Annotated in this window: 12 protein-coding genes; 11 read left to right on the top strand and 1 reads right to left on the bottom strand. The window is 41.2% G+C overall.

Annotated elements, in window-relative coordinates; translation table 11 throughout:
• The first annotated feature begins 303 nt into the window (after nt 1–303).
• The 11 genes from atpB (at nt 304) to LK453_RS03040 (ending at nt 11,866) form a co-directional block, all read left to right on the top strand.
• Nucleotides 304–1,170 (top strand): F0F1 ATP synthase subunit A, encoded by an 867-nt coding sequence (gene atpB, locus LK453_RS03090; RefSeq protein WP_201535709.1) that lies wholly within the window; start codon nt 304–306, stop codon nt 1,168–1,170.
• Between the two features lie 34 nt (nt 1,171–1,204).
• Nucleotides 1,205–1,450 carry a F0F1 ATP synthase subunit C gene (gene atpE, locus LK453_RS03085; RefSeq protein WP_007394515.1) on the top strand — a complete coding sequence of 82 codons (246 nt, stop codon included), beginning with the start codon at nt 1,205–1,207 and terminating at the stop codon, nt 1,448–1,450.
• A 105-nt stretch (nt 1,451–1,555) separates the two neighbouring features.
• On the top strand, nt 1,556–2,026 hold the full coding sequence (locus tag LK453_RS03080) for a F0F1 ATP synthase subunit B (protein ID WP_007394514.1): 471 nt from the start codon (nt 1,556–1,558) through the stop codon (nt 2,024–2,026).
• A gap of 203 nt (nt 2,027–2,229) precedes the next feature.
• Nucleotides 2,230–2,808 carry a F0F1 ATP synthase subunit delta gene (locus LK453_RS03075; RefSeq protein ID WP_007394513.1) on the top strand — a complete coding sequence of 193 codons (579 nt, stop codon included), beginning with the start codon at nt 2,230–2,232 and terminating at the stop codon, nt 2,806–2,808.
• A 172-nt stretch (nt 2,809–2,980) separates the two neighbouring features.
• Entirely contained in the window at nt 2,981–4,525 is a 1,545-nt protein-coding gene (atpA, locus tag LK453_RS03070) for a F0F1 ATP synthase subunit alpha (RefSeq protein ID WP_007394512.1), read from the top strand.
• Nucleotides 4,526–4,618: 93 nt separating this feature from the next.
• Complete coding sequence (atpG, locus tag LK453_RS03065) at nt 4,619–5,497, top strand: F0F1 ATP synthase subunit gamma (protein WP_007394511.1); 879 nt, start codon at nt 4,619–4,621, stop codon at nt 5,495–5,497.
• 39 nt (nt 5,498–5,536) lie between these two features.
• Entirely contained in the window at nt 5,537–6,964 is a 1,428-nt protein-coding gene (gene atpD / locus LK453_RS03060) for a F0F1 ATP synthase subunit beta (RefSeq protein ID WP_201535712.1), read from the top strand.
• Nucleotides 6,965–7,117: 153 nt separating this feature from the next.
• Complete coding sequence (locus tag LK453_RS03055; protein WP_007394509.1) at nt 7,118–7,534, top strand: F0F1 ATP synthase subunit epsilon; 417 nt, start codon at nt 7,118–7,120, stop codon at nt 7,532–7,534.
• Nucleotides 7,535–7,763: 229 nt separating this feature from the next.
• Nucleotides 7,764–8,480 carry a response regulator gene (locus LK453_RS03050; RefSeq protein ID WP_007394508.1) on the top strand — a complete coding sequence of 239 codons (717 nt, stop codon included), beginning with the start codon at nt 7,764–7,766 and terminating at the stop codon, nt 8,478–8,480.
• Nucleotides 8,481–8,795: 315 nt separating this feature from the next.
• Nucleotides 8,796–10,487 carry an ATP-binding protein gene (locus tag LK453_RS03045; RefSeq protein ID WP_201542023.1) on the top strand — a complete coding sequence of 564 codons (1,692 nt, stop codon included), beginning with the start codon at nt 8,796–8,798 and terminating at the stop codon, nt 10,485–10,487.
• Between the two features lie 251 nt (nt 10,488–10,738).
• Nucleotides 10,739–11,866 carry a transposase gene (locus LK453_RS03040; protein ID WP_227954065.1) on the top strand — a complete coding sequence of 376 codons (1,128 nt, stop codon included), beginning with the start codon at nt 10,739–10,741 and terminating at the stop codon, nt 11,864–11,866.
• A gap of 176 nt (nt 11,867–12,042) precedes the next feature.
• On the opposite strand, the gene LK453_RS03035 is transcribed toward LK453_RS03040, so the two are convergent.
• Nucleotides 12,043–13,491, bottom strand: a complete 1,449-nt coding sequence (locus LK453_RS03035; protein WP_201538507.1) for an ATP-binding protein — start codon at nt 13,489–13,491, stop codon at nt 12,043–12,045.
• Nucleotides 13,492–13,506 lie beyond the last annotated feature (15 nt).

Below are 13,506 nucleotides of genomic sequence, written 5' to 3'. Positions count from 1 at the left end.
GGCATTACTCGTCAATTTCCAAAGCCACTATTTTAAAGTCGATAAGTTATCTGCTTTTAAGTGCTTAAAGTAATTGATAAATAGTGTATGATGTGCTGGCAGTTTTAGGCGAAATAACGCGATAAAATTACAAAGCCGAAATATGTGTTAAATAAAATAAACATTTTCTTTACACTTTTACCTCTCTACTTTAATATAAGTATTGATTTTTTGAGCGCCAATAATTAATTAGCAAAGAGTTAAAAAATACATTTTTTGCTAATTAATTTAAAGGTTAACACACACTTATAAGAAGCTAAGATTATGGCAGCTGAAATATCCTCGACTGATTATATTGCTCACCATTTGACCAACTGGACTTATGGCTACTTACCTGGTGAAGGTTGGAAGGTTGCTCATACAGCTCAAGAAGCGGGTGAGATGGGCTTTATGGCCGTCCATTTGGATTCAATGCTTTGGTCAATTGGCCTAGGTATTGTATTTTGTGCATTATTTTGGTTGGTTGCTAGAAAAGCAACATCAGGGGTTCCAGGTAAGCTACAATCAGCAGTTGAAATGATTGTAGACTTTGTGGAAACCAACGTTCGTGATTCTTATAACGGCACATCAAAATTAATCGCACCATTAGCGTTAACAATCTTTGTGTGGATCTTCTTAATGAACTTGATGGACTTAATGCCCATCGATTATATCCCGCACTTAGCACAAACGATTGGTGCTGCTATGGGTCATGATCCACATCATGTGTTCTTTAAGATTGTACCAACAACTGATCCCAACATTACTTTAGGTATGTCATTTTCAGTTTTTGCTTTAATTATTTATTACAGCATTAAAGAGAAGGGCCTAGGCGGCTTCGTTGGTGAACTAACCCTTCATCCATTCAGCGCCAAAAACCCAATTGCAAAAATTATTTTAATTCCAATTAACTTCATCTTAGAATTTGTTACTTTAATCGCTAAACCAATTTCACTTGGCTTACGTTTATTCGGTAACATGTACGCAGGTGAGTTAATCTTCGTATTGATTGCCTTAATGCCATTTTGGATTCAGTGGGCACTATCAGTACCTTGGGCAATTTTCCACATCTTAATTATTACACTTCAGGCGTTCGTATTTATGATGTTAACAATAGTATATCTATCGCTAGCGTCACAAACCGAACATTAATTAAAGTTTTTCTTAGGTAAATGAGGATACATCAATGGATCCAGTATTAGGTGGTTACACAGTTATCGCAGTTGCATTACTAATCGGTTTTGGTGCTCTAGGCACAGGCATTGGTTTTGCTATCTTAGGTGGTAAATTTCTAGAAGGCGTAGCACGTCAACCTGAGCTTGGCTCACAGTTGCAGACTCGTATGTTCATTGTGGCCGGTCTTCTAGATGCGGTACCAATGATTGGTGTTGGTATTGCGATGTTATTATTATTCGCTAACCCTCTAGCTTAATTTAAACATCAGTGACCCCTGTTGACCATTCGCAATTATTTGGAATGCTATATCAGATATCGAATGGTCAATGATACTGATTTTTATTAATAAAGAGGTGATCGTGTGAATATCAATCTAACCCTAATCGGTCAGTCCATAGCGTTTGCAATATTTGTTTTATTTTGCATGAAGTTTATTTGGCCTGCGTTAATGGGTGCAATTGAAGAGCGTCAGCGAAAAATCGCTGAGGGTCTGAATGCAGCTGAAAAGGCAAAGTTAGACTTAGCAAATGCTGAACAATCAGTTGAGCAAGAGCTTGCTACTGCTAAAGTAAAAGCTGCTGCACTGATTGAACAGGCAAATAAAAGCGCTAACCAGCTTATCGAAGAAGCAAAAGCACAGGCAGAAGTTGAAGGCGAACGTATTCGTCAGCAAGCCCGTGAGTCAATCGATCTTGAAATTAATCAAGCACGTGAAAGTTTACGCACTCAAGTGTCAGAGCTTGCAGTATTGGGTGCTGAACAAATTCTAAGAGAGAAAGTTGATGTGCAACAGCATGCCAAAATGTTAGAAGAGTTGGCAGCTAAGCTATAAGTGGTAAATGTAAGTCTTATTGTCTATTGTTAATTAGCTGAAGTGAATCAGCTTCAGCTGTATATAATTTCGTAATATACTGTTTTGGCAGTGATTAAGAGGTTATGAATAAGCAATAGAAGGCTATTTATCACCAATCAACTTCTTATACCTGGTTTGTTTTATATAAAGTTTTTCATAAAATATGTGGCTAAGAGGACATAATGGCTGAATTATCTACACTAGCGAGACCCTATGCCAAGGCAGCATTTGATTATGCGAATGAAAACTCAGTCATTGGTGAGTGGGAAGATTTCTTGTTGATCGCAAGTAACGTGGTCGGTGATTCTGCCTTTGTGCAAATGCTAGATAACCCCGCGGTTACTGCTGATCAGAAAGCTGAAACATTAGTCAGCATTTACGATGACCACGCGACCTCTACTCAGGGGCAGGCGTCTACTCAATTATCAGCAGCAACAACCCCAATCAAAAACTTTGTGCATCAACTTGCCGAGCAAGAGCGTTTGAGCCTATTACCTCAGGTATTAGAGCAATTCCGTTTACATCGTGCTAAAACACTGAAGCAAGTCAACGTATATATAACGTCTGCCTATCCATTAGATGACGTTCAGCGTACTATGATTCAAAGTCGATTAGAACAATCACTGAATGCATCAGTAATTCTTCAGGAAGATGTAGATCCTAGTTTATTAGCGGGTGCCACCATTAAAATTGGCGACAAGCTTGTTGATGACTCGGTGCGTGGAAAATTAAAACAGTTAAAAACACAGCTAACTGCTTAACGCATTATTAATAATAATGATAGTTGATGTTGCTTATTAGTTAACCTGTAATCAAAATAAATTATCATTAAAAGCTTAATTTATATTTTATCTTCGTCTCATCTTTGGAAGAATTATTAAGCTTTATATCCGGCGAGTAAGCAGGCAATCACAAATTAAAGGAAACAAGGCAATGCAACAATTGAATCCAGCAGAAATCAGTCAACTGATTAAGCAGCGAATTCAAGACCTTGATACAGGTGCAACCGCTAAGAATGAAGGCACTATTGTCAAAGTATCTGATGGTATTGTACAGATTCATGGTCTTGAAGATGCAATGTACGGTGAGATGATTGAGTTTGAAGGCGATGTCTATGGTATGGCATTGAACCTTGAGCAAGACTCCGTAGGTGCGGTTGTTTTGGGTGATTACCTAGGTCTTCAAGAAGGTCAAAAAGCTTACTGCACAGGCCGTATTTTAGAAGTACCAGTAGGTCCTGAGTTACTAGGTCGTGTTGTTGACGCACTAGGTAACCCTATCGATGGTAAAGGCCCTATCAACGCTAAGCTTACTGATAAAGTAGAAAAAATTGCTCCAGGTGTTATCGCTCGTCAATCAGTAGATGAGCCAGTAATGACTGGTTATAAAGCAGTTGATACCATGATTCCAATCGGTCGTGGTCAGCGTGAGCTTATCATTGGTGACCGTCAGACTGGTAAAACTGCTTTAGCTATCGACGCTATTATTGCTCAGAAAACCTCTGGCATTAAGTGTGTGTACGTGGCCATTGGTCAAAAACGTTCTACCATTGCTAACGTGGTACGTAAGCTTGAAGAAAGTGGCGCATTAGCGTACACCACTGTGGTAGTAGCTTCAGCTTCTGAACCAGCTGCTCTACAATACATTGCACCATACTCTGGTTGTACAATGGGTGAGTACTTCCGCGACCGCGGTGAAGACGCTTTGATCGTTTATGATGATTTATCAAAGCAAGCAGTAGCGTATCGTCAGATTTCTCTACTATTACGTCGTCCACCAGGTCGTGAAGCTTATCCAGGTGACGTATTCTATCTTCACTCACGTTTACTTGAGCGTGCATCACGCGTAAACGCAGCGTATGTTGAAGAGTTCACCAATGGTGAAGTAAAAGGTCAAACCGGTTCTTTAACCGCATTGCCTATTATTGAAACTCAAGCAGGTGACGTTTCTGCATTCGTACCAACCAACGTAATTTCTATTACTGATGGTCAGATTTTCTTAGAGTCTAGCTTATTCAACTCAGGTATTCGTCCTGCGGTTAACGCTGGTATTTCAGTATCTCGTGTTGGTGGTGCTGCTCAGACTAAGATTATTAAGAAATTATCAGGCGGTATCCGTACTGCATTGGCTCAGTATCGTGAATTAGCAGCGTTTGCTCAGTTTGCGTCTGACCTTGATGATGCTACCAAGCAACAGTTAGATCATGGTGAGCGTGTTACTGAACTGATGAAACAGAAACAGTACGCTCCAATGTCAGTTGCTGAGCAAGCCGCGGTTATCTATGCTTCAAACGAAGGTTATTTATCTGATATCCCAGTTGAAAAAATCGGCGCCTGGGAAGCAGCTTACCTACGTTACATGTATGACGAACAAGCTGATCTTATGAAAGAAATCAACGACACTGCAAACTATAATGATGATATTGCAGGCCGTTTGAAAGCTTCAGTAGAAACGTTCCTACAAAACCACACGTTCTAAGTTAAAAAGGTGCGATTAGTGAAGCTAATCGCACTATTTGAACCGTGTGTAATAGATTAATCCTCATTTAAACCCCGCCGAATTGGAAATGTTATGGCAAGTTTAAAAGAAATTCGTGCTAAGGTTACTAGCATTAAGAGTACGCAGAAAATTACGCGTGCGATGCAGATGGTAGCCGCCAGTAAAATGCGCCGTGCTCAAGAGCGTATGGAAGTTGGTCGTCCTTATTCTGAAAACATGCGTCGTGTGGTATCACACTTAGTAAACGCTTCTTCAGACTATAAGCACCCTTATATGACTAACCGTCAGGTAAACCGTGTCGGCTATATCTTAGTCTCTTCTGACCGTGGTTTAGCAGGTGGATTGAATATCAACTTGTTTAAACAATTGATGCATCATGTTAAAGAATTTCAAGACCAGTCTGTGGAAGCTGAGTTTGCTGTAATTGGCTCTAAAGGCGTTAGCTTTTTCAAGAGTTTTGGCGGCAAAGTAACATCAGCTGTTACTGATTATGGTGATAATCCTACCTTTGAGCAGTTAAATGCTCCGGTACAAGCGATGCTTGATGATTATACCAATGGTCGTCTAGATCGCATTTTTGTGGTTTATAATAAGTTTGTAAACGCAATGACTCAAAAGCCAATTATCAATCAGCTTGTGCCACTTCCAAATGAGGCTGTTGATTCAAGTTCAGGCATCCAAACTGAATTAAGCTGGGATTACATCTACGAACCTGATGTTAAAACCCTTATCGATGGTTTGCTTGGCCGTTATATTGAGTCAATCGTATATCAAGCAGTCATGGAAAACATTGCTTCAGAGCAGTCAGCACGTATGGTAGCCATGAAAGCAGCCACAGATAATGCTGGTGACCTAATTAATGATTTACAGTTAGTTTATAACAAGCTGCGTCAAGCGGCAATTACCCGAGAGATTTCGGAGATTGTCGGCGGTGCTGCTGCTGTTTCCTAATTGACATACCTATATTTTTAGAAGTTCAAGGAGAACGCCATGAGTAGCGGTCGTATAGTACAGATTATTGGCGCAGTTATTGACGTCGAATTTACCCGCACTGACGTGCCTCAAGTTTATGATGCGTTGGTCGTAGATGGTACTGATACTACATTAGAAGTTCAGCAACAGCTGGGTGATGGTGTGGTACGTACTATTGCAATGGGATCTACTGAAGGTCTTAAGCGTGGTTTACCAGTAACCAATACTGGTGCTCCAATTACAGTACCAGTAGGTGATTCGACACTAGGTCGTATTATGGACGTATTGGGTCGCCCAATTGATGAGCAAGGTCCAGTTAATGCAGAAGATCATTGGTCAATTCACCGTCAAGCGCCTTCATATGATGAACAAGCTAACAGCACTGACCTATTAGAAACAGGTATTAAAGTAATTGACTTGCTTTGCCCGTTCGCTAAAGGTGGTAAAGTTGGTCTGTTCGGTGGTGCCGGTGTTGGTAAAACCGTAAACATGATGGAATTGATTAACAACATCGCTCTTAAACACTCAGGTTTATCAGTATTCGCTGGTGTGGGTGAGCGTACTCGTGAAGGTAACGACTTCTATCACGAGATGCAAGAAGCAGGCGTTGTTGACGTTGAAAATTTCACCAACTCTAAAGTTGCGATGGTATACGGTCAGATGAATGAGCCACCAGGTAACCGTTTACGTGTTGCGTTAACCGGTCTAACCATGGCTGAGTACTTCCGTGATCAAAAAGATGAAAACGGTAAAGGTAAAGACGTTCTATTGTTCGTTGATAACATCTACCGTTATACACTAGCCGGTACTGAAGTATCAGCACTGCTAGGTCGTATGCCATCAGCGGTTGGTTATCAGCCAACATTGGCGGAAGAGATGGGCGTACTACAAGAACGTATTACCTCCACTCAAACTGGCTCTATTACTTCTATCCAAGCGGTATACGTACCTGCGGATGACTTAACGGATCCATCACCAGCGACTACGTTCGCTCACTTAGACGCGACTGTGGTACTAAGCCGTGATATCGCTTCACAAGGTATTTACCCAGCGATTGATCCACTAGATTCAACTTCACGTCAGCTTGATCCATTAGTTATTGGTGAAGAGCACTATAACGTGGCTCGTGGTGTTCAGGAAGTTCTACAGCGTTATAAAGAGCTTAAAGACATCATCGCGATTCTAGGTATGGATGAGCTTTCAGAAGAAGATAAGATGGTCGTATACCGTGCTCGTAAGATTCAGCGCTTCTTATCACAGCCATTCCACGTTGCTGAAGTATTCACCGGTGCCCCGGGTAAATACGTTTCACTACGTGACACTATTTCAAGCTTCCGTGACATCTTAGACGGTAAGTATGATGATCTTCCAGAACAAGCATTCTACATGGCTGGTAGCATCGATGAAGTAGTGGCAAAAGCTGAAAAAATGAAGTCTGCAGCGTAATTTAATCGCTAAAGCTTAATTAGATAGTTGTTAAAAAAGCATGGCAGCGTTGAACACAATGTTGCTATGCTTAACAAGATATTAAATTATCGTCTATCAAAGATTAATGTGTATATTAATTAGCAAGTTAATGAGTTAATAACGGAGAGTCGCATGGCAACCTTACAGTGCCGAGTAGTGAGTGCTCGTGAAGAGATTTATACTGGTGAGATCAGTATGTTAATTGCGACGGGTAGTGAAGGTGAAGTGGGTATTTTAGCGGGTCACACCCCACTTATCACACTATTAAAGCCGGGCTCAATGAGAATCCAATTGCCAGACGGTAGCGAAGAAGTTATCTATGTTTCTGGTGGGGTTCTTGAAGTTCAGCCTAAGCTTGTCACCGTACTTGCAGATACTGCAGTACGTGCAGATGACTTAGACGAAGCGAAGATTATTGAAGCTCGTAAACAAGCAGAGCAAATGCTTGTCAATCAGTCTGAAACTTTACAGACAAATGCTGCATTGGCGTCACTTGCAGAGTCTGTGGCACAGCTACAAACGATTAGAAAATATCGTAACCGTGCGTAAGGCAATCTACGCCAACTAGCGTCAACTGTTGAGTAAGTGTTAACTGCTTATCAAAATAATCAAACAGCCTATACTAGGCTGTTTTTTTATGTGCTAAGATTACGTATATTACTAATTACATTATGGATTAATGTATATATACTAAGGCTTGTAACTGTTTATTAATATATCGACTTGAATACGTTAAAAAAGACCCTGATTAAGGTTTAATTTTTTTGAGGAAATAAGAATGTCTACAAATGAAGAAGAACAAACCCCACGAATATTAATCGTCGAAGATGATGAGCGTTTGGCCATGCTAACCCAAGACTATTTGGTTAAGAATGGCATGGATGTGGCTATTGAAACCGATGGTAACCGTGCGATTCGCCGTATCATTAATGAGCAACCTGATTTGGTTGTACTTGATGTAATGTTGCCAGGTAGTGATGGTTTGACAGTTTGCCGTGAAGTACGTCCACACTATCATAGTCCAATCCTAATGTTGACTGCTCGTACAGAAGACATGGATCAAGTATTGGGTCTAGAAATGGGTGCCGACGATTATGTGGCCAAACCTGCACAGCCTCGCGTACTATTGGCTCGTATTCGTGCCTTATTACGCCGCTCTGAAAACGCGCCTTCTGAAGAAGTACCACAACGCCTAGAATTTGGTGAATTGGTGATCGATAATGGTGGCCGCTCAGTTACTCTAAACGGTGAGCTGGTTGACTTTACCAGTGCTGAATATGACCTTTTATGGTTATTGGCTTCTAACGCTGGTCGTATTTTATCTCGTGAAGACATCTTTGAGCGTCTACGCGGTATTGAATATGATGGTCAGGATCGTTCGATTGACGTGCGTATTTCACGCATCCGTCCTAAGATTGGCGATGATCCAGAAAATCCAAAACGTATTAAGACAGTTCGTAGTAAAGGCTATTTGTTTGTTAAAGAAGGCAACTAAGCCACTTTATTTAAATAGCACTTTATTTAAGTACTAGATTTAACTACAAGCCGTAGGGTGAGTAATTATTGATTGCTCATCATTTTAAATTAAAAAGGTCAGCCTTAGGCTGGCCTTTTTATTGTTTAAGTTTTGATGCTAGAACGACATTAAAGTCGGCTATTTTTACAAATCTACTTTTACAACAACAAAATATAGAAATATATAACGTCATTAAGCCTATATAATTTAGGCTGGACTCTGGACAATTGGTTGTATAGGTTAAAAACTCAATTTAGGGTAAACTAGGACAAAATTAAATTCATTAGATTTCGTATGCCAATATTCTCATCATTAAAACACAGTATTTTTGTACGCATCTATGCAGGGCTGCTATTGGTTTGTCTGTTTGTGGCACTTTTTGCTCAGCTATTGGTAGACACCATCAATAAAGAACGTATTCAAGCTTACCGGGAAAACGTAGCAACTGGGGCCTTGTATTTGGTCAGTTCTGGTTTGCAACAACAGTCATCAGAAACCCAGCGTGAATATTGGCTCAATGACATTAGTCAGTTGTTTGGCAATCAATTTAGTATCCAGCCCGAAGCTAAGATTGACTTTAAGGCTAGCGAACTTAAACGGTTAGAAAAAAATAAAACGGTGGTGCGTTACGTAGCACAGCCAGCGTATGCCGATATTTTTCATCCGATTGAGGGAGAAGATAACGTTATTACGGTGCGTATTAGCAAAGTCACAGAGCAACAAGTGCGTGCTATGGCGGTATTATTACTAAATGACTTGTCTTACTATAAGGATCTAAAAAGTAAAAGACAGCGCCTGAATGAAATTTCTAAGCAATTTGCTTTTCCGCTCAGTATCGAAAACGTTGATAAATTGGAGTTGGATGACGATCAGCTGCGCCGTCTAGATCGAGATGAAGTGGTAATGCTTTTCCGCGACAGCACACGATCAGATGACTCTTCTATTAAAATTATTGCACCGTCTGAACTGGAAAATATGGCAGTGGTTATTGGCCCAGTCAGTTTGTTTAAATGGTTTCCCTTTAATTTGATTATCAGTGTGGTATTAATTAGCATGTTCCTCATAAGTTTGGGGGTTTATGCGTTAATTTTCCCACTTGAGCGTAAACTGCAATTGATTCAATCTGGGGTTAATGAAGTCGGCGATGGTAACTTAGATACCCGAGTACAAGTGGTGGGTCAAGATGAGATTGCCCGATTGGCCGCTACCTTTAATGCCATGACCGAACACATCAAGCGTTTGATTGAGGCACAGCGTGAGTTGACCCGTGCAGTATCGCATGAACTGCGGACGCCAGTGGCCCGTATTCGTTTTGCAGTAGACATGTTGGCGGATACCGATGATCAAGAATCACGGGAAATGCAGCGAGACTATATTGATGAGGACATCGAGTCTTTAAACGGTCTTATTGATGAAATTTTAACCTACGCTAAGCTAGAGGAAGGGTCTCCTAAACTTGATTTAGAGCCTATCGTTTTAAAAGACCTAGTGGATCAAATTGTCAGAGAGACCAATGCTTTAGGCAAACCTATTGAAGTCATTGGTATTGCCCCTGGCCCCAAGGTTACCGCAGTGGCTGACAGACGCTACTTGCACCGCGTGGTTCAAAACTTGGCAGGTAATGCTCTGCGTTATGCCGATTCAAAAATTATCATCAGTGCTGGTGTGCGTAAGGGTGATGCGTTTGTCACTGTAGAAGATGATGGTCATGGGATTCCTGAGGAAGACAGGGATAAGGTTTTCGTGCCTTTTGCCCGTTTGGATGACAGTCGTACTCGCGCTTCGGGTGGTTATGGTTTAGGCTTATCTATCGTATCAAGAATTGCTTTCTGGTTTAACGGTACAATGTCGGTGGACGAGAGTCCTAAGCTAGGTGGGGCACGGTTTACTATGCGCTGGCCTATCAAACCACTCACTCAAACTATCTCTGCCGATCAGCTTACCCAAGAGAAAGGGGCACGCAAAATTATCGAAAGCGATGACTAGTTTAAGCGCGTTCTTTTACTAATAAGTGCTAGTTTATTAATAACTGACAGATTTTTTCCTAATAAAAAGCTCAAGGTAATTACCTTGGGCTTTTTTAACTTATCGTGCGTAATTCTCCACCTATAATCTTTGATTTAGGTGGAGATGTAAGCACGGGCGACCTATTCTAAGTATTTAGGTTTATTGCTGATAATTGATGCTAAATGCAAATAATGCTAAGTTATACCTATATTCAAGTTGACTGACAAACCATGCTTAAAGCCTATAAATACAGAATTTACCCAAACAGTGAGCAGCGAGTGCTAATCGAAAAGCATTTTGGCTGTAGTCGGTTTGTGTTCAATTGGGCGTTGGCATTGCAAAAACGCTACTATGCTATGTTTGGCAAATCATTATCACGTAGCAAAATCCAAAGCCATTTAGTAAAAAAGAAAAAGAAAGCTCAGTTTGCATGGCTAAACGAGGTCAATAGCCAATCACTACTAAATGCCTTACTAAATGTCTATACCGCTTTTACTAACTTCTTCAAAGGTCATGCCAAGTTTCCACGGTTCAAATCTAAAAAAATCCCACAGCGTAGTTATCAATGCCCTCAACATTGCACCGTAAACTTTGAGCAAGGTATTATCAATCTACCTAAAATAAAAGGCATCAAAACCGTATTTAGCCGTGAATTTGTTGGTAATATCAAAACCGTTACTATTAGTAAAACCGCCACAGGCAAATACTATGCAAGCGTACTGGTTGATAAAGCTGATATATTGCCAACGCCTACGACCATTGAACCTAGATTAACGGTTGGCATTGACTTAGGTATTAGTCACTTACTCAATCTATCAGATGGTAGCAAATTTGATAACCCAAAGCATTTAGCCAAAGCCGGTAAACGACTTGCTATACAGCAAAAAATCTTTGCTCGTAAACAAAAACAAAGTAAAAACTATCAAAAACAAAAATTAGCTGTTGCTCGTATTCATGAAAAAGTACGCAACGCTCGATTAGACTTACATCACAAAATCACGCATAGCCTTATCTGTGAAAACCAAGCGACAAGCTATGCGATAGAAGATTTAGGTGTGAAAAACATGGTAAAGAACCGTAAACTTGCCAAAGCCATTAATGATGTCGGTTGGGGGCAGTTTATTACCCTGCTTACCTACAAGGCTAATTGGTATGGTAAAAACATTCTAAAAGTGAGTCGGTTCTTTGCCAGTAGTAAAATTTGTTCGCATTGTCATCACAAATTAGATACTCTGCCGTTGTCAGTCAGAAATTGGACGTGCCCTAGCTGTCAAACACAGCATGACCGTGATACCAATGCAGCAAGCAATATACGCTCTCAGGCGTTAGCTGATGTAGCAGGACGTGCTACTGTGTAAAGAGTTCCTCCATGCCTATACCTATTAGCGTAGGTGGCATGGCGAAAGGTAACAACTTAGGTTGTTATGGGTCGCAAAGATTCCCCCACCATAACCGTTAGGTTTGGTGGTGGGAGTATGTCAATGGTATGACTCACAATCAAACTTGATCCAATCAATAAATGAATAAATAACCATTAAGACTCAGTATCTTCATCCGTGTCGTCATTCAGTGTAGATTGGGTTTGAGATACCAGAGGAATGCGCACACAGACTTGTAATCCCCCTTCAGGATGGTTAATGGCCTCAACCGTACCATGATGCAGGCCGGCAATCCGCTGTACGATGGCCAAACCTAGACCGCTACCTTGAGTCGTCCGAGCCGATTCACCGCGCTCAAATGGTTGCATAATGCGCTCTAATTGGTCATTTGCTACCCCTGGGCCGCAATCACGGACACAGATGATAAGCTGCTCTTTGGCCTTGCGCACGATACCTGGTGTGGACACGGATTTCTCATCGTCTGGATCGATATCTTGCGAATTAAAAGTGGGGGTAATGGTCGCGGTCAGATAAATAGGCGGCTTACCGTAACGCTGTGCATTCACGATGAGATTAATGATCAAACGTTTAATAGACAGTGGACGTATCGCCACCTCTCTTAAACCATCGGTTTGATAGATAAATTCTAAGGGCGCAAACTGCACCATGATCTCTCTAAAAATGCTGTCTAAATTGGTCAGACTGACGGCCTCATCAGAGCCATCTTTCATAAAGGAAATAAATTGCTCTAAAATCGCATCCATGTCTTCAATGTCATAAATGAGTCCTTCGCGGAAGAACTCGTCAGGCAACATTTCTGCCGTTAAGCGCATTCGAGTTAAGGGCGTGCGTAAGTCATGTGAAATACCAGCAAGCATGATGGTACGTTCTTTTTGGGCTTGGTTAAGGGTACTAAACAGACGGTTGAAGGCCATATTAACCCGACGAATCTCAGTGGTCCCTGTATTGGTGGGTAGGGTAGTGGCACTGCCCAAGCGGATATAATTGGTGGCCGCTTGTTGCAGCTTACGTAACGGACGGTTTAATTGGCGAACCAACAGTAGGATAGTCAATAAAGTAAATAAAGGGATACCCAATAAAAAGAAAATTAACGAACTTGGGCTATATTGTGCATAAAATATAACAGGTTCACGTATCCAAAACTCTGGCGATGCTGTATCCTGAACCCAGAGTTGTGGCGTTGGTTTGAATTTAAAATAAACCACACTGTCATGGCCGAGCTTTTTGCTGATTTCTTCCTGAATAACATCAGTGAAGAAACCAACCAAAGCTTTATCTGAAACATCAGGAAATTGACTGGGGTCTTCTACGACCACCACGTGATTATTAGCAAGAATCCACTGTCTAACCTCTTCGTTCTCACCCCAATGCTTGCGAGTCGCCGTTACCAGCTTAAGCTCTGTGGTGAGGTAACGGGCATGGTTTTTTAATTCCGGTAAGTACAAACTTCGCCAAAAAAACCAGATTGAAACGACCACACTGACGGTCACCATGACCATGACTGCAATGGTGGTCTGCCAAGTGTTTGAAAAGGATTTTGTACGCAACCGAGAAGAAGCGGGACGAGAGGAAGCATTATTCATTGGCACATCGCTTAG

The organism is Psychrobacter sanguinis (assembly GCF_020736705.1).
Classification (GTDB): Bacteria; Pseudomonadota; Gammaproteobacteria; order Pseudomonadales; family Moraxellaceae; genus Psychrobacter; species Psychrobacter sanguinis.
This window is presented reverse-complemented; position numbering and strand designations above follow the sequence as displayed.